At 61.4% G+C, this 16586-nt stretch carries 19 protein-coding genes; 9 read left to right on the top strand and 10 right to left on the bottom strand.

The features are described 5' to 3' along the window. Positions 1-214: 214 nt before the first annotated feature. The 4 genes from glnK (at position 215) to sutA (ending at position 2987) form a co-directional block, all read left to right on the top strand. Positions 215-553 (top strand): P-II family nitrogen regulator, encoded by a 339-nt coding sequence (gene glnK / locus RG836_RS05950; protein ID WP_002555808.1) that lies wholly within the window; start codon positions 215-217, stop codon positions 551-553. A 33-nt stretch (positions 554-586) separates the two neighbouring features. Continuing rightward, positions 587-1924 carry an ammonium transporter gene (locus RG836_RS05945; protein ID WP_310844013.1) on the top strand — a complete coding sequence of 446 codons (1338 nt, stop codon included), beginning with the start codon at positions 587-589 and terminating at the stop codon, positions 1922-1924. 212 nt (positions 1925-2136) lie between these two features. Next, positions 2137-2562 carry a secondary thiamine-phosphate synthase enzyme YjbQ gene (locus RG836_RS05940; protein WP_310844010.1) on the top strand — a complete coding sequence of 142 codons (426 nt, stop codon included), beginning with the start codon at positions 2137-2139 and terminating at the stop codon, positions 2560-2562. Between the two features lie 101 nt (positions 2563-2663). Next, entirely contained in the window at positions 2664-2987 is a 324-nt protein-coding gene (gene sutA / locus RG836_RS05935; protein WP_310844008.1) for a transcriptional regulator SutA, read from the top strand. 167 nt (positions 2988-3154) lie between these two features. On the opposite strand, the gene RG836_RS05930 is transcribed toward sutA, so the two are convergent. From RG836_RS05930 to lptM, 6 genes are read right to left on the bottom strand one after another with little or no spacing between them, the layout of a single operon-like run. Further along, positions 3155-3859, bottom strand: a complete 705-nt coding sequence (locus tag RG836_RS05930) for an HAD family hydrolase (RefSeq protein ID WP_310844006.1) — start codon at positions 3857-3859, stop codon at positions 3155-3157. Beyond that, entirely contained in the window at positions 3849-4754 is a 906-nt protein-coding gene (gene xerC / locus RG836_RS05925) for a tyrosine recombinase XerC (protein WP_310844004.1), read from the bottom strand. The genes RG836_RS05930 and xerC overlap by 11 nt, the downstream gene beginning before the upstream one ends. A 2-nt stretch (positions 4755-4756) precedes the next feature. Next, positions 4757-5482: a DUF484 family protein gene (locus RG836_RS05920; RefSeq protein WP_310844002.1), complete on the bottom strand. Its 726-nt coding sequence runs from the start codon at positions 5480-5482 to the stop codon at positions 4757-4759. 13 nt (positions 5483-5495) lie between these two features. Continuing rightward, a complete protein-coding gene (dapF, locus tag RG836_RS05915; RefSeq protein WP_310844000.1) occupies positions 5496-6326 on the bottom strand; it encodes a diaminopimelate epimerase in 831 nt (276 codons plus the stop codon). A 4-nt stretch (positions 6327-6330) separates the two neighbouring features. Continuing rightward, the gene (lysA, locus tag RG836_RS05910) at positions 6331-7578 is read right to left on the bottom strand and encodes a diaminopimelate decarboxylase (RefSeq protein ID WP_310843998.1); all 1248 of its coding nucleotides are present in this window, start codon (positions 7576-7578) and stop codon (positions 6331-6333) included. A gap of 9 nt (positions 7579-7587) precedes the next feature. Further along, positions 7588-7764 (bottom strand): LPS translocon maturation chaperone LptM, encoded by a 177-nt coding sequence (lptM, locus tag RG836_RS05905; protein WP_310843996.1) that lies wholly within the window; start codon positions 7762-7764, stop codon positions 7588-7590. 251 nt (positions 7765-8015) lie between these two features. Between lptM and cyaY the strand changes: the two genes are divergently transcribed. The 3 genes from cyaY to rnk all read left to right on the top strand — a co-directional run bounded on the left by cyaY (position 8016) and on the right by rnk (position 9211). After that, a complete protein-coding gene (gene cyaY / locus RG836_RS05900) occupies positions 8016-8348 on the top strand; it encodes an iron donor protein CyaY (protein ID WP_310843994.1) in 333 nt (110 codons plus the stop codon). Between the two features lie 4 nt (positions 8349-8352). Further along, positions 8353-8571, top strand: coding sequence for a DUF1289 domain-containing protein (locus tag RG836_RS05895; protein ID WP_310843992.1), 219 nt, complete (start codon positions 8353-8355; stop codon positions 8569-8571). Positions 8572-8800: 229 nt separating this feature from the next. Then, positions 8801-9211: a nucleoside diphosphate kinase regulator gene (gene rnk / locus RG836_RS05890; RefSeq protein ID WP_310843991.1), complete on the top strand. Its 411-nt coding sequence runs from the start codon at positions 8801-8803 to the stop codon at positions 9209-9211. Between the two features lie 7 nt (positions 9212-9218). Here rnk and RG836_RS05885 read toward each other — a convergent pair whose 3' ends face one another. The 3 genes from RG836_RS05885 to RG836_RS05875 form a co-directional block, all read right to left on the bottom strand. Continuing rightward, positions 9219-12065, bottom strand: coding sequence for a class I adenylate cyclase (locus tag RG836_RS05885; protein ID WP_310843988.1), 2847 nt, complete (start codon positions 12063-12065; stop codon positions 9219-9221). Positions 12066-12238: 173 nt separating this feature from the next. After that, the gene (locus tag RG836_RS05880; protein WP_210641984.1) at positions 12239-12484 is read right to left on the bottom strand and encodes a TIGR02647 family protein; all 246 of its coding nucleotides are present in this window, start codon (positions 12482-12484) and stop codon (positions 12239-12241) included. A 220-nt stretch (positions 12485-12704) separates the two neighbouring features. Further along, positions 12705-12989, bottom strand: coding sequence for a hypothetical protein (locus tag RG836_RS05875; RefSeq protein ID WP_310843985.1), 285 nt, complete (start codon positions 12987-12989; stop codon positions 12705-12707). A 124-nt stretch (positions 12990-13113) separates the two neighbouring features. Between RG836_RS05875 and RG836_RS05870 the strand changes: the two genes are divergently transcribed. Continuing rightward, positions 13114-13773, top strand: a complete 660-nt coding sequence (locus RG836_RS05870; RefSeq protein WP_310843983.1) for a glutathione S-transferase family protein — start codon at positions 13114-13116, stop codon at positions 13771-13773. Between the two features lie 93 nt (positions 13774-13866). On the opposite strand, the gene argH is transcribed toward RG836_RS05870, so the two are convergent. Next, positions 13867-15261 (bottom strand): argininosuccinate lyase, encoded by a 1395-nt coding sequence (gene argH / locus RG836_RS05865; RefSeq protein ID WP_310843982.1) that lies wholly within the window; start codon positions 15259-15261, stop codon positions 13867-13869. Positions 15262-15731: 470 nt separating this feature from the next. On the opposite strand from argH, the gene RG836_RS05860 reads away from it, so the two are divergent. Next, positions 15732-16478, top strand: a complete 747-nt coding sequence (locus RG836_RS05860) for a LytR/AlgR family response regulator transcription factor (RefSeq protein ID WP_310843979.1) — start codon at positions 15732-15734, stop codon at positions 16476-16478. The last annotated feature ends 108 nt before the right edge of the window (positions 16479-16586 follow it).

Below are 16586 nucleotides of genomic sequence, written 5' to 3'. Positions count from 1 at the left end.
GCTTTCTGCTTAGTGGCTAGTGACCCATGCACTGATGCAGTCGCTGTGACGAATGCAGTGCGGCTGACGGAGCGGGGAGTTTCGTCGGAGGCGGTTAGCTGGCGTCAGTCGGGCAACTTGGGCCGACGATGCGTTACAAAGCCAGGCACTGCGCTTAGACTTGAGACGGGTTTGTTTTCCTGGGGCAAGTCCACCAATTCGGGAGAGAGTTTTCATGAAGCTAGTCACTGCCATCATTAAGCCGTTCAAACTGGACGACGTGCGCGAGTCGCTGTCCGAGATCGGCGTGCAGGGCATTACCGTTACTGAGGTCAAAGGCTTCGGTCGGCAGAAGGGTCACACCGAGCTGTATCGCGGCGCGGAATATGTGGTCGATTTTCTGCCGAAGGTGAAGATTGATGTCGCCATTGACGACAAGGATCTTGACCGGGTTATCGAAGCGATAACCAAGGCCGCCAACACCGGCAAGATTGGTGACGGCAAGATCTTCGTGGTCAATCTGGAACAGGCTATTCGCATCCGTACCGGCGAAACCGATACCGACGCAATCTAAGCCGCCAAACCCAACGCCCCAGGAGAAAACAATATGACTCTGCGTAAATTCGCAGGGCTAGGAGCCCTGTTGTCCCTCGTAATGCCCAGCCTGGCTATGGCGGCAGACGAAGTGGCGGCCCCAGTCCTGAACTCCGGCGATACCGCCTGGATGCTGACCTCCACAGCCCTCGTGCTGTTCATGACCATTCCCGGCCTCGCGCTGTTCTACGGCGGCATGGTTCGTTCCAAAAACATTCTTTCCGTGATGATGCAGTGCTTCGCCATTACTGGTCTGATCAGCATTCTGTGGGTCATTTATGGCTACAGCATTGCGTTCGACACCACCGGCATGGAGCAGGGCGTCGTCAACTTCAACTCGTTCTTCGGCGGCATGGGCAAGGCGTTCCTCGCCGGCGTCACGCCTTCGAGCCTGACGGGCCCTGCGGCGCTTTTCCCTGAGGCGGTGTTCATCACCTTCCAGATGACCTTCGCCATCATCACTCCAGCGTTGATCGTCGGTGCCTTCGCCGAGCGGATGAAGTTCTCCGCGATGCTGATCTTCATGGGCATCTGGTTCACCCTGGTGTATGCACCGATCGCGCACATGGTCTGGTCCGGCAACGGCGGCCTGATGTGGGACTGGGGCGTGCTCGACTTCGCGGGCGGCACCGTGGTGCACATCAACGCCGGTGTGGCTGGCCTGATTGCCTGCCTGGTACTGGGCAAGCGTAAAGGTTTCCCGACCACCCCGATGGCTCCGCACAATCTGGGTTATACCTTGATGGGCGCGGCAATGCTGTGGGTTGGCTGGTTCGGCTTCAACGCCGGTTCCGCCGCCGCCGCCAACGGCACTGCCGGTATGGCCATGCTGGTCACCCAGATCGCAACCGCCGCCGCTGCACTGGGCTGGATGTTCGCGGAGTGGATCACCCACGGCAAACCAAGTGCACTGGGTATTGCTTCGGGTGTGGTCGCCGGTCTGGTTGCCATCACTCCAGCGGCCGGCACCGTGGGCCCGATGGGCGCCCTGGTGATCGGTCTGTCGGCTGGCGTGGTGTGCTTCTTCTGCGCCACCACCCTGAAACGCAAACTCGGCTACGACGATTCCCTGGACGCCTTCGGCGTGCACGGCATCGGCGGTATCCTCGGCGCGATCCTGACTGGCGTGTTCGCTGCACCATCGCTGGGCGGCTTCGGCACTGTGACTGACATCGCTGCACAAGTCTGGATTCAGTGCAAAGGCGTCGGCTTCACGGTGATCTACACCGCGATCGTCACCTTCATCATCCTCAAGGTACTGGACGCCGTCATGGGTCTGCGTGTCGCCGAGGAAGAAGAAGCCGTGGGCCTCGACCTGGCTCAACACAACGAGCGCGGTTACAACCTGTAATCTTCGCTGAAAAAATTGCCCGGTTCGCCGGGCATTTTTTTGCCTGCGATTTGTCATTTGCATCATGGTTGAAAGGTTTTTTGCGACGGGGTTTGGCGTGTTTGCCGTGGGCGTTTTTCTGGGGCGAAAAACTTACAGCATTGCAGGAATATTAGGGCCTTTGTTTTTTCCCAGAGCGCGCTAGAATGCGCCCCGAACGTGCGGAGAACTGTATGTGGCAACAGACTCTGATTACCCTGCGGGCAAGGCCCCGGGGCTTTCATCTGGTAACGGACGAGTTACTCGCTGGCCTGCCTGAACTGAAGGCATGTCGGGTCGGTCTGTTGCATTTGTGGCTGCAGCATACCTCGGCGTCGTTGACCATCAACGAGAACGCCGATCCGGCGGTACGTCGCGACTTCGAACGGTTTTTCAATCGTCTGATCCCACAAGGAGAAGGCGACTATGAGCACAACGACGAAGGCCTGGACGACCTCCCGGCGCACTTCAAGGCGAGTTTGCTAGGCTTTCAGTTGAGTCTGCCGATCATGGCCGGCCGACTGGCGTTAGGCAGCTGGCAAGGTGTTTATCTGGGCGAGCACCGTGACCATGGCGGTGCTCGTAAAGTCCTCGCCACCCTGCACGGTGACGAGGCGTAAACCGCTGGTTACCAGTGGATGTGAATTTTTTCCGGCAGCCTTCGACAGACGGCGAAGCTGGGCTATAACTAATCTGCTTTTCGCAAGTCATGAGGTAGAACATGAGCGACGATGATCTGGAAAACGACGAACTCGAAGTAGGCGACGACGACGAAACCGAGGAAGGCCTTGAGGCAGCGGCGGAAGACGTTGCCGAAGACGATGGCGGTGAAGCGCCGGCCCCCACCGCCAAAGGCAAAGCCAAGGCTGCGGTGTCGGTCGATGAGCTGCCCAGCGTAGAAGCCAAGAACAAGGAGCGGGATGCCCTGGCCAAGGCCATGGAAGAGTTTCTCGCCAAAGGTGGCAAGGTGCAGGAAGTGGAGGCCAACGTGGTCGCCGATCCACCCAAGAAGCCTGATAACAAGTACGGCAGCCGGCCGATCTAAGCCGCCGCGCCTGCTTGCCGAAAAAGCCCGCCGTCGCTGCGGGCTTTTTCATGGGTCAGGCAAAACATGCCATTCATTGTGGGAGCGAGCCTGCTCGCGAACAGTCCAGTCAGAAGTTATGTTGACTGGCACACCGCATTCGCGAGCAGGCTCGCTCCCACAAGGGATTATTGCAGTGCGTGCCACTGAACAAGCAACGCCGGTAATTCCGTCAGGCTACGGATCTCCGCATCTGGCAGCCGCTCGGCCTCCCATACTTTGCCCGCCGGGTTGTACCAGATCGCTCGCAGCCCGGCCTGTTGGGCGCCAGCGATGTCGTCGCCAGGGTGATCGCCAATGTGCACAGCGCGCTCGGCCACGGTGCCGCCCCGTTGCAGGGCTTCGTGGAACAGCCGTGAGTCGGGTTTGGCGATGCCGATGTCTTCGGCGCACAGCGCGAACTTGAAGTAGTCCGCCAGCCCCAGGCGACGCACATCGGCGTTGCCGTTGGTGACCACCCCCAGGGCGAAATGGTTGGCCAGTACTTCCAGGGTCGGCTCGACCTCAGGGAACACCTGAATCTGATGCCGGGCGTGCAGGAACACCTCAAAGCTTTGGTCCGCCAGGTCCGACGCTTGCCCATGGTCATAACCCGCTTCTTCGAGGGCATGGAACAACACCCGGCGGCGCAAGGCACTGATGCGATGCTTGAGGCTCGGATCGTTGCTCAACACCCGTTCGCGGATCGACCACAGATGCTCCACCGGCACCGCGCCCAGGTTGGGTGCATGCTCCACCAACCACTCGCGCAACGTCGCTTCGGCGCCGACGATCACCGGGGCGGTGTCCCACAGGGTGTCGTCGAGGTCGAAGGTAATCAGTTCAATCGTCATGACTATCGCCTTTGATGCGTTTGGCCCGTGGATGAGCGCTGTCGTAGACCGAGGCCAGGTGCTGGAAGTCCAAGTGGGTGTAGATCTGCGTGGTCTTGATGTCCGAGTGACCGAGCAATTCCTGAACCCCGCGTAAATCCTGGGAAGACTCCAGCAAATGACTGGCGAAGGAGTGCCGCAGCATGTGCGGGTGCAGGTTCTGCCCGAGTTCGCGGGCGCCGGCGGCTTTGACCCGCACCTGAATCGCTCGCGGCCCGAGGCGCCGGCCTTGTTGGGTGACGAACACCGCGCCATCGGGCGGGTTGGTCAGGTCGCGAAACGGCAGCCACAACTCCAGCGCCTCGCGGGCCTTTTTGCCCACCGGAAGCAGTCGCGTTTTGCTGCCTTTGCCGAGCACCTGCACCATGCCGTCGGCCAGGTCCAGTTGATCGAGATTGAGCCCGGTCAGCTCGGACAGGCGCAGCCCGGAGGAATAGAACAGCTCAAGAATCGCCTGGTCGCGGCGGGCCAGAAAGTCGTCCTCGACGGCCCCCTCCAGCAACTGCAGCGCGCGGTCAGTATCGAGGGTTTTCGGCAGCTTGCGATCGCCCTTGGGCGGTGCCAGGCCATTGGCCGGATCGTGATCGCACAAGCCTTCGCGGTTGAGGTAGTGATAGAGCCCGCGCACCGCCGACAGAAGCCGCGCCAGGCTGCGGGACGATTGGCCCTGGGCATGCAGGCGCGCCACCAGGCCGCGCAAGCGCTGGATATCCAGCGCCGACCAGCTGCCGATGTTTTGCTTCGCGCACCAGCCCAGCACCTTGTCGAGGTCGCGGCGGTAAGCGCTGAGGGTGTGCGGCGACACCTGACGCTCACTGCGCAGGTGTTCGCAGTAGGCGTCGAGTTGCCGTTGCATGGTCAGCGTACCGAGCGCAGGGAACTGTTGACCCGTGGCAGCACGCGGCCCAGGACTTCGGCGATGTAGCTGAGGAACAGGGTGCCGACCGAGCTTTTGTAATGCTGCGGGTCACGGCTGGCGATGGCCAGGATCCCGTGAATGCCTTGGTGGCTGATGGCGACGACTGCGCTGGAGCCGATCTGCTGGCGTTGTTCTTCGCCAAACAGGAAGTCCAGTTCATGGTCGCGCAACGTGCCGCTGACGCTCTTGCCTTCGGTGAGCAAGCCGCCGATGGCGGTTTGCGCGTCGGCGTGGGTCACCCAGCGGCCGACCGGCATCGGGTTATCGCCGAGCAGGATCAGGCTGACGAAGGGCACCTGGAAATCCTGGCGCAGGCTGTCATCGACGCTGATCACCACGTCTTCCAGGCTGGTAGCGTCCATCAGGGCGAGGATCAGGCGACGGGTCTTGTCGAACAGGCGATCGTTATCCCGCGCCACGTCCATCAACTGCGAGAGGCGATGGCGCATCTCGATGTTGCGGTCGCGCAGAATCTTCATCTGCCGCTCCACCAGCGACACGGTGTCGCCGCGCTGGTGCGGGAGCCGCAGCGTCGCGAGCAGTTCTTCGTGTTCGACGAAGAAATCCGGATGGGCCTCCAGGTACGCGGCAATCGCCGCCGCCTCAAGGCTTTCGGAAGGTACTTCGTCGGGCTGCAGGGCGGGTACCTGGGGCTTATCGGTCATTGTGGTTGCTCACTCAAAGACGTACTTGTCCTTCGTATACACGAACCGCCGGGCCGGTCATCAATACCGGTTGGCCGGGGCCTGCCCATTCAATGGACAAACGCCCGCCCGGCAGGTCGATCAATAGCGGCGAATCCATCCACCCCTGGCTGATCGCGGCGACGGCCGCGGCGCAAGCACCGGTGCCGCACGCCTGGGTTTCCCCGGCGCCGCGTTCCCATACGCGCAACTGCGCGCGATTGCGGTCGATCACTTGCAGGAAGCCGACATTGACCCGTGCCGGGAAGCGCGGGTGATGTTCGATCTTGCGCCCCAATTCATGCACCGGGGCGCTGTTGATGTCGCTGACCCGCAGCACGGCATGGGGGTTGCCCATCGACACGGCGGCCAGTTCGACTGTATTGCCGTCGACGTCCAGTCGATAGCTCAAGGCCTGCGTCGGCGCTTCGAATGGAATGTCCGCCGGCACCAGGCGCGGTGCGCCCATGTTGACGCTGATCTGGCCGTCGTTGCGGATGTCCAGTTCGATGACCCCGCTTTTGGTCTCGACGCGGATCTGCCGCTTGGCGGTCAGGCGCTTGTCGAGCACGAAGCGTGCGAAGCAGCGGGCACCGTTGCCGCATTGCTCCACTTCGGAGCCATCGGAATTGAAGATCCGGTAGCGGAAGTCCACGTCCGGGTTACTCGGCGCTTCGACGATCAGCAACTGATCGAAGCCGATGCCGGTGTGCCGATCACCCCATTGCTTGGCGTGCTTGGGCAGAATATGCGCGTGCTGGCTGACCAGGTCGAGGACCATGAAGTCATTGCCCAGGCCGTGCATCTTGGTAAAACGCAGCAGCATGGTCTTACTCCGGCAGCAGGCTTTCGCCAGCAAACAACTCGGCTACCGTCTCGCGGCGACGCACTTCAAATGCCTGATCACCGTCCACCAACACTTCGGCGGTACGTCCGCGGGTGTTGTAGTTGGAACTCATGACAAACCCGTAGGCGCCGGCCGAGTGAATCGCCAGCAAGTCGCCTTCTTCGAGGGCGAGCTGACGCTCCTTGGCCAGGAAATCGCCGGTCTCGCAGATCGGGCCGACAATGTCGTAGTGGCGGCCAGCGCCTTCGCGCGGGCTGACGGCGGTGACGTTCATCCACGCCTGGTACAGCGCCGGGCGGATCAAGTCGTTCATGGCCGCGTCGACGATGGCGAAATCTTTGTGTTCGGTGTGCTTGAGGTATTCGACCTGGGTCAGCAGCACGCCGGCGTTGGCGACGATGAAACGACCCGGCTCGAACATCAGCGCCAGGTCACGGCCTTCGCAGCGCTCGCGCACGGCTTTGATGTAGTCAGCCACCAGCGGCGGCTCTTCATCGCGGTACCGCACACCCACGCCGCCACCGAGGTCGATGTGGCGCAGGTAGATGCCGCATTCGCCGAGGCGGTCGATCAAGCCCAGCAGGCGATCGAGCGCGTCAAGGAACGGCGGCAGGCTGGTCAGTTGCGAACCGATGTGGCAATCGACACCCAGCACTTCCAGGTTGGGCAGTTGCGCGGCGCGGATGTACACGTCTTCGGCATCGGCAATGGCGATGCCGAACTTGTTCTCTTTGAGGCCGGTGGAAATGTACGGGTGGGTGCCGGCATCGACGTCCGGGTTGACCCGCAGCGAGATCGGCGCGCGGACGCCCATCTCGGCGGCCACCACTTGCAGGCGCTCGAGCTCGTCGGTGGACTCGACGTTGAAGCAGTGCACGCCGACTTCCAGGGCGCGACGCATGTCTTCACGGCTCTTGCCGACGCCGGAAAAAACGATCTTGTCAGCGCTGCCGCCGGCGGCCAGTACGCGTTCCAGTTCACCGCGCGAGACGATGTCGAAGCCAGCGCCGAGACGGGCCAGGACATTCAGTACGCCGAGGTTGGAGTTGGCCTTGACTGCGAAGCACACCAGGTGCGGCACGCCGGCGAGGGCATCAGCGTAGGCCAGGTACTGGGCCTCGATGTGGGCGCGGGAATACACATAAGTCGGGGTGCCAAAGCGTTCGGCGATGGCGGACAGGGCAACCCCTTCCGCGAACAGCTCGCCGTCACGGTAGTTAAAAGCGTCCATGGCGTTCCCTTATTGGTAGACGTCGTGCTTGTGTGCCTTGGAGGCTGGCGGCTTTTGCGACGACTTGGCCTGCTCGACCGGATCCTGGTCTTCATCAGGCAGGTACAGCGGGCCTTTTTGACCGCAGGCCGAGACCAGGCAGGCAACCGCGACGAGCGCAGCAAGGGAAGAGATCAGGCGCTTCATGGCGAAATCCTTGAAAAATGCGTTAATTGCGCCGGAGTATACCGGCCACCCGGCGCCTTGCCTATGCGACGGGGCTCCCGTCCGGCGGGGCTTGTGCTGCGGGCGGGCCGGGCAGACGCAGTCTCTGCTCCCGCAACGGCGATGCCCAAGGTATCGATGGTGGTTGCTGGTCGGTATCCTTTGCATTCGCCGAGGCTCGGCCGTATCTTGCGGCGCTTGAGCGTGATCAGACATTTTTTGAGGTTGCCACAATGAGTTTGACCGAAGCCCGTTTCCACGATCTGGTCGATACCACCCAGCAGACGCTGGAGGATGTGTTCGACGAGAGCGACCTGGACATTGATCTGGAGAGCTCGGCCGGTGTGCTGACCGTCAAGTTCGAAAACGGCAGCCAGTTGATCTTCAGCCGCCAGGAGCCACTGCGTCAGTTGTGGCTGGCGGCGGTCTCCGGCGGCTTCCACTTCGACTACGACGAAGAGAGCGAGCGCTGGATGTGCGACAAAAGCGAAGAGCAGTTGGGTGAAATGCTCGAGCGCATCGTCGAACAGCAAGCTGGCGTCAAACTCGATTTCGAAGGCCTGTAAGTTCGTGACCCAGACCGCGCCCGTTCGCCCGCCCAAGCCGTTGTACAGCAACGTCAGCCCGGCCGTGCCGTCGCCCTGCACCAGCGTGTGCAAGCTCGACGAGGATAAGGTCTGCCTGGGCTGTTTCCGCCATGTCGAGGACATCCGCGAGTGGCGCTCGGCCGATGACGCGCGGCGCCGGGTGATTGTGGCGCAGGCTGCGCAGCGCAAAGCGTCGGCGTAAGCGCTGGTGTGCCCGCTCGGTAGTGGTGAATCAAAAAGGGGCCGCTTCGCGCCCCAGCGGGAGCAAGCTCCTTCGCCACAGGTCATTCCACTCCTGGCCCCGGCTTGTATATTTATTGAGCTGTGATAGTGTCCGGCTACGCCTCAATCCACCGAGGCCCGTGAAAACCCCGCCTGTTTCTGGCGGGGTTTTGCTTTTTTTGTGCAGAAGAAAGGAGTCTGCCCGGATCATGACCGCACCTTCCATCACCCTTACCCGTCTGGACGTGCAACGTCTGGAGCGCCTGATCGACAGCCTGGATGACACGCTGCCGGGCGTGATCGCACTGCAAACCGAGCTCGACCGCGCCGATACCCTGGTCGGCCACGACGAAGTGCTCGCCGATGTCGTGACCATGAATTCCCGGGTGCACTGCCGTGAAGAAGTCAGCGGCAAGGACTATCACCTGACCCTGGTCTACCCCAAGGACGCGGACGCTGACGCTGGGCGGATTTCGATCCTGGCGCCGGTCGGCAGCGCCTTGCTCGGCCTGAAAGTCGGCCAGCACATCGACTGGCCGGCACCGCTGGGCAAAACCCTCAAGCTGACGTTGCTGGAAGTCGAGTCGCAGCCCGCCAATGGCGGCGACTTCCCGGAGTGACCCGCCCTCAGACCTGGTCCAGTGCCTCGTTCAGCGCGCGTTCCAGGTCGCTCTTGTAGCGCAAGTACAACTGGCTCGAACCCTGGCCATCGCCGAGCAGGCCTGACAGGTCCAGGTCGGTGATGTAACAGCGGTAGCGCTGCACTTCCCGGCGTTGCTCGACGATCTCTCGGGCGACCACGCCGAACAATTCGTCGCCGTGCTCCAGCTCGGAAAACTCCCGCTGATTGCAATACAACGTGACGTGCACCTCACCGGGCGCGCCTTTGCCGATGATCGCCTGGACGTCGTAGAACGGCTTGTCCAGCGGCGTCTGCGGCGCCGGCCGTGGTTCGACCCGGCGCGCTCGCACAGGTCCAGATGGCAACAGTTGGTAATACAAAGTATCGAGCATGCTCGGCTGCGCGGTTTCCATCGGTAATAACGCTTCGCGTCGATACAGAATCGATTGCAGAAAGCGCTGCAAGGGCACCAGCAGACTGGGTTCATCGTGATACGGCAAACGCTGTTGCCACAAGGCGTTGAATTCATCCAGCACGTACAGATCGGCGTATTGCTCATGCACCCGGTAAAACACCTGGATGCAGTCCGGCTGGCCCATTGGCAGGATCAACGCCAGGTCGTGGTCTTCCAGGGCCTTGGGGTCCAGGTGCAACGGGCTGTAGCTCGGCAGTTCTTCACTGAGGTAATCGAGCAGCGCCGGCAGGCTGGCCAGCGGCACATGGTTAACCTGCCCCGGCACCAACTCCAGTACGTGATAGTGCTGCTGCACCTGAATCAGGTAGCGGTGGTTGAGCTGGCTCATCAGCAAAGTCTGCGCGGTGTCGATGATCTCCTCGACACGCTGGGCGATGAACTGCGCGCGGTTGTGGCAGAAACAGCGCACGCGCAATTTCGGCTGGCGCAGCCCGGTCGGCAGGTTGTTGAGGTAGTCGCGCAGGCAGTCGAGCAACGCGTGCGGGCCGTCGAAGCGGTTGACCAGGGTTTCATTCCAGCTATTAAGCGTCACTTGGTCGAGGGTCAACACCAGGTTCTCGCGCACGCCGGCGTAACTCAGCGAGTCAGTCCGCTCGGTGGTCATCAGGATGTTCAGGTCGCGGTGATGCTTGAGCGGGTCGACGCCGACGTTGACCAGAATCAGCACTTCGTCGGGCACGCTGGCGCGCAACAGCGGTTCTTCTTCAACGGTCGGCAAGGGCAGGGCGATGGTCTGCTGCAGGCTACCGAGCAGGTTGAACAGCTCGAATTCGCTCAAATCGCTGGCGCCGGGGTGCAGGGCCAGGCGCGTGCTGCTGTCGATCACGCCGTTGCGGTGGCACCAGGTCAGCAGTTCAAGCAGTTCGCGGCTGCGCTTGATCGGCGCGAAGTGTTCCCACTCATGGGCCCCGAGGCTGCCGTTGTACAGGCCCCACTGGGTTTGCCCAGGCTCTTTTTTGTTGCGCGATTGCACCAGGGTCAGGGTGTCTTCGGCCAGGTCCGGGGCGATTCCGGGGTTGATGAACTCCACCTTGTCAGCCTTGCGCTCGAACGCCGCGTACAGGCGCCGCCCGAGCACATTGAGGTCGCGTTTATTGATCAGGCTAACGGTTTGCTCGGTGCGCGCGAACTGGGTCAGGAAGCGATAGCTGTAGTTCAACTCATTCACCAGCGCCCGTCGCTCCGCGCTGACCTGCCGCACTTTCCATTGGCTGCGGCTGTCGAGCAGCGCCAATTGCCGCTGATCCCAGCCCCACTCGTGGGCCAGCCGTTCGAGCAGGCTGCGCTGCCAGCTCTGGCTGCGGGCGTTGGGGCCGGTGAGCTTGCGATTAACCTTCAAATACAAGGCGCGGCGTACCAGTTCCAAGCGCTCCGGCTCGTTGCGCGCCGAGAGGTATTCCTCAATACGGCGATAGACGACCATGTACGGGTCTAGCTCGTCGAGGTCGAGCTGGTTGGCGAACACCGCTTGCTTAAAGCGCAGGCTCAGGCAGTGAACCTTGGGGTGCTCGCTGGCGTAAACCTCGGTCAGCAGCAGTTTGAGCACCGATTTGTACGGCGATTCAATGCCCTTGAACAATTGCCAGAGTCCGGCGCCGATAAACTCGCCGGGCGGGATGTGCGCCAGGTGCCCGAGGTCGAGGGTTTCATCGGCACGGATAAAGCGCTTGGACAGCAGGGCGTGAGTGTAGAGGTCGTAACTGGCTTCTTCATAGACCGGCACCAGCCACCAGATCGGCGTGCGCCCGGCCAGCCAGATCGCCGTGCGGTAGAACTCGTCGAGCAGCAAGTAATGCTGGGTGGAACCGCAGTTTTCCGAGCTCAGTTGCGTATCGCGTTCGCCGACGATGAAGCGGGCCGGGTCGATCAGGAAAAAATGCGCCTCGGCACCCTGGCTCGCGGCCCAGGTTTCGAGCAACTGGCATTTCTTGCGCAGTTCGGCCAGCTCGTTTTCGCTGAGGTCCGGGCCATGGCAGACCCAGACGTCCATGTCGCTTTGGTCAGCCTGGGCCAACGTGCCGAGGCTGCCCATCAGAAACAGCCCGTGAATCGGCCGCGGCGGGTTGCTGCCGTGGCGCGGCTTGTAGGAGAACGAGCGGGTCAGCCGCTGGGCTTCGGCGAGGGCGTTGGCATCGGGTTCGAAATTCGACAGCCCGGCTGGCGTGCTGCCGGAGACATAACCCGGCAACAACGGATGATTGACGTGGAAAAACAGCGGCAGCAGGGTCAGAACGCCTTGCTGGCGCGTCGACAAACCTTCCATGGCGCGGGCCATGCGGCCTTGGTTGAGCTTCAAGAAACGCGCGCGCAACTGGTTAAGAACCTTGCGATCGATGCCTTCATCCAAATCAGGACGGATTTCGTGGGTGCGGGTCATTTCAGCTCAAACCGGCTCGCGGCAAGGGGTCTTGGAATGAGCGGCAGTTTAGCGCCTGGACCTGGGGACTTTTAAGCTGAATTTGTTTTCTGACGCCAAATTTGTAGCGTCGGCCGACAGACTACCCGCGGAAATCCCGAAAACAGGGTTTCCGTGGGCGATGCGGGGATAATTCAGGCTGTTTCCTGGACGCTCAGAATGGTCAGCACGGTTTGTATGTTTTGCGCGGCATCGCGCCCCAGGCTGGTCAGGTAACCGCCATCGGGTTGGTCGATCAGTTCTTTTTCGTACAGGCGTTGGGCAGCAGCAATGGCTTTGGGGGCGGCGGTCTGATGAATTTTCAAACCTTCCTGGGAACTGTCCAGGTTGAAGAGTGCAAGGATTTCCAGTTCGGCAACCAGCTCAGGGGTAAGCGACATAAGGACTCCAGACTTTCTAGGAATTAGACGACAGCGCCCCTAAGGTGAGCCGACTCGCGCGGCATGTCCAGTGCTCGTGGCAGGGATTTTTACCTTGAGAACGCCTTGTGCAGCAGGTCCGCCAGAGACGGAGTGCTTGCAGTGTAGACAGGCTCCGGAAGAAGGCAGGCGTGATGGGTGACAATTTGTGTGGGAGCTGAACGCTCCCCTACGGTGAGGCTTATTTTTTCTCCGGCGGCAACTCAGGCAATGCGCGTAGGGCGGCTTCGTACCATTGTGTGTCGAACGCGCGGTCTTCTTCGAGAATCGCGTCGATTTCCACCGCCAGTACATGGGCCATCAGGTTGAGGATCTCCTCGCGCTCGTAGCCCACCAGGGTCAGTTTGTTGAAAGTGGCTTTGGCGGCCGGCGGGTTGTCGCTTTCGATCTGGTTTTCGATGGCTTCGATCAACGTGTCTTCGGTGAAGGCTTCTTCATCGTCGTCGATGGGGGTTGGCTCGCTCATGGCAGGCTCCTCGGGAAAAGATTGCCAGTTTACCTGCATTCAGCGCGGTGATGCTGCTGGCGGGAAGCGGGCCGCGGATCTATAACGGGGGCAGCCAACCCCGACACGGCCTGGAGGCTGCGTGATGCTCAAGCTTTACGGATTTTCCGTCAGTAACTACTACAACATGGTCAAACTGGCACTGCTGGAAAAAGGCTTGCCGTTCGAGGAAGTGCCGTTCTACGCCGGCCAGACCCCGGAAGCCCTGGCCATCAGCCCGCGCGGCAAAGTCCCGGTGCTCAAGACCGAGCAGGGTTTCATCAACGAAACCAGCGTGATCCTCGACTACCTCGAACACAGCCAGCCAGGCCCGGCGCTGTTACCCGCGGACGGCTTCGCGCGCGCCCAGGTGCTGGCGCTGGCGAAGGAAATCGAGCTGTACATCGAATTGCCGGCGCGGGCCTGTTACGGCGAAGCGTTTTTCGGCGTACACGTCCCGGATGCGATCAAGGACAAGACACGCTCGGAGTTGCTGTTGGGCTTTGCCTCGTTGGCCCGGCATGCCGAGTTTTCCCCATTTGTCGCGGGCGACCGTTTGAGCATCGCGGACATTTACTTCCTGTACAGCGTACCGCTGGCCTGTGCGGTCGGCGGCAAGTTGTTTGGGATCGATCTGTTGGAAGCGATGCCTGCCGCCAAGGCGCTGCTGGAGCGGCTGGAGCAGAATCCGAACGTGCAGCGGATCGCGGCGGACAAAGACGCGGCGATGCCGGCGTTTATGGCGATGATCGCGTCCAAGAAGTAGTGTTTTGTAGCGTCTTCAAGATTGCTTTCGCGAGCAGGCTCGCTCCTACAGAGTACGCATAACCCGGTGGGAGCGAGCCTGCCCGCGAAGCTTTTAGCGGCTGGCGAGCAACGCCTGGCCACGAACCACGGCAGCCTTGACCTGCGCCGGCGCAGTCCCGCCGATATGGTCACGGGCGTTCACCGAGCCTTCCAGGGTTAGCACGGCGAACACGTCCTGATCGATCTGGTCGCTGAACTTGCGCAATTCTTCGAGGCTCATTTCCGCCAGGTCCTTGCCGCTTTCCACGCCGTATTTCACCGCATGGCCGACGATTTCGTGGCAGTCACGGAACGGCAGGCCACGGCGTACCAGGTAGTCGGCCAGGTCGGTGGCGGTGGAGAAACCGCGTAGCGCCGCTTCGCGCATTATCGCGTGCTTGGGTTTGATCGCCGGGATCATGTCGGCAAAGGCCCGCAGCGAGTCGCGCAGGGTGTCGGCGGCGTCGAACAGCGGTTCTTTGTCTTCCTGGTTGTCCTTGTTGTAGGCCAGCGGTTGGCCCTTCATCAAGGTCAGCAGGCCCATCAGCGCACCGAACACCCGGCCGCTCTTGCCGCGAACCAGTTCCGGCACGTCCGGATTTTTCTTTTGCGGCATGATCGAGCTGCCGGTGCAGAAACGGTCCGGCAGATCGATGAACTGGAATTGCGCGCTGGTCCACAGCACCAGCTCTTCGGAGAACCGCGACAAGTGCATCATCGCGATGCTGGCGGCGGCGCAGAACTCGATGGCGAAGTCGCGATCGGAAACGTTGTCCAGCGAGTTGCCACCTACAGCATCGAAGCCCAGCAGTTGCGCGGTGTATTCGCGGTCGATCGGGTAAGTGGTGCCGGCCAGCGCAGCGCTGCCCAATGGCATGCGGTTGGTGCGTTTGCGGCAATCCGCCAGGCGCTCGTAATCGCGGCTGAGCATTTCGAACCAGGCCAGCATATGGTGGCCGAAGGTCACTGGCTGCGCGGTCTGCAAGTGGGTGAAGCCGGGCATGATGCTGCCTGCTTCGCGCTCGGCTTGTTCCAGCAGGCCTTTTTGCAGGCGGGTGATTTCGCCGAGGATCAGGTCGATTTCATCGCGCAGCCACAGGCGGATGTCGGTGGCTACCTGGTCGTTACGGCTGCGGCCGGTGTGCAGTTTTTTGCCGGTGACGCCGATGCGGTCGGTCAGGCGTGCTTCGATGTTCATGTGCACGTCTTCCAGGTCGATGCGCCAGTCGAACTGGCCGGCCTCGATTTCGCCCTGGATGGTTTTCAGCCCATCGATGATGCTGTCGCGTTCGGCGTTAGTCAGCACGCCGACCTTGGCCAGCATGGTGGCGTGGGCGACGGAGCCCATGATGTCGTGGCGATACAGGCGCTGGTCGAAAGTGACGGAGGCGGTGAAGCGGGCGACGAAGGCGTCGACGGGTTCACTGAAGCGGCCGCCCCAGGACTGATTGGTCTTGTCAGTGCTCATGAATTCGCTCGTGATCGGCTGTTGAAAATAGGGCATGGAAAGCTGCGGCGGATAATAACAGGGTTGCCAAGGCTGGCGCTGACACTGGTCGATACGTTTTCGCCTGCTGACACAGGCGCGCTTTGGCGGTTCCGACAGCAATAAACGCAACGATATTTTTCGATTGAGCAATATCGTTCCGGCGAGCGTCTACAGTTGGACAGTAGGATCGGCGCCATCAAGCCATGCAAAGTGCTGGCCGCCGACTATAAGAAGAGAGGAGTGGGCGTTTTGTCTCTCGGCAATTTCACCGGCGAAGGCGGGCAACAGCGGGGTTTGAGCAGTATCGCGCGGGTTCTGGCAAATATTGCAACCCGACGTACGGCACTTTTTGACCCACGGGCTAGTCTTAGCGTGGATCGCTGTGACGGACGTCACTTCACCTGTCTACGCTTTCTTTTCGCGAGACTCACGCAGGAATCCAGTGCTCTATGAATGTCCTGATCGTTGATGACGAACCCCTATCCCGCGAGCGCCTGAGCCGTATGGTCGGCGAGCTCGAGGGTTACAGTGTCTTGGAGCCGAGCGCCACCAATGGCGAAGAGGCGTTGGCCCTGATCGACAGCCACAAGCCGGACATCGTGCTGCTCGATATCCGCATGCCTGGCCTCGACGGCCTGCAAGTGGCCGCCCGCCTGTGCGAACGCGAGGCGCCACCCGCCGTGGTGTTTTGCAGCGCCCAAGAAGAATTCGCCCTGGACGCTTTGCAGGCCAGCGCCGTTGGCTTCCTGGTTAAACCGGTCAAGCCCGAGCAATTGCTCGAAGCTTTGAAAAAAGCCGAGCGGCCGAACCGTGTGCAACTGGCCGCGCTGACTCGACCCGCCGCCGAAAGCGGCAGTGGCCCGCGCAGCCATATCAGCGCCCGCACCCGCAAAGGCATCGAACTGATCCCGCTGGACCAAGTGGTCTACTTCATCGCCGACCACAAGTACGTGACCCTGCGCCACGAGGGCGGTGAGGTGCTGCTGGACGAACCGCTGAAGGCGCTGGAAGACGAGTTCGGCGAGCGTTTTGTGCGCATCCACCGCAATGCGCTGGTGGCCCGCGAGCGGATCGAACGCCTGCAGCGCACGCCGCTGGGGCATTTCCAGTTGTTCCTCAAAGGCCTGAATGGCGACGCATTGATCGTCAGTCGCCGCCACGTCGCCGGTGTGCGCAAGATGATGCAACAGCTGTAATCCGTCACTGGCGCGCGGTTTTGTCGCACATTCTCAGGGTCATTTGCGGCCAGGGAGGCCACGCGATGCCTGATTCAGGCCAAGCCGGATTGGGCTGAGCTGTTATTA

Source organism: Pseudomonas rhizozeae (assembly GCF_031583775.1).
GTDB lineage: Bacteria > Pseudomonadota > Gammaproteobacteria > Pseudomonadales > Pseudomonadaceae > Aquipseudomonas.
The sequence above is the reverse complement of the archived record's forward strand: the minus strand, read 5'-3'. Positions and strand labels throughout refer to the sequence as shown.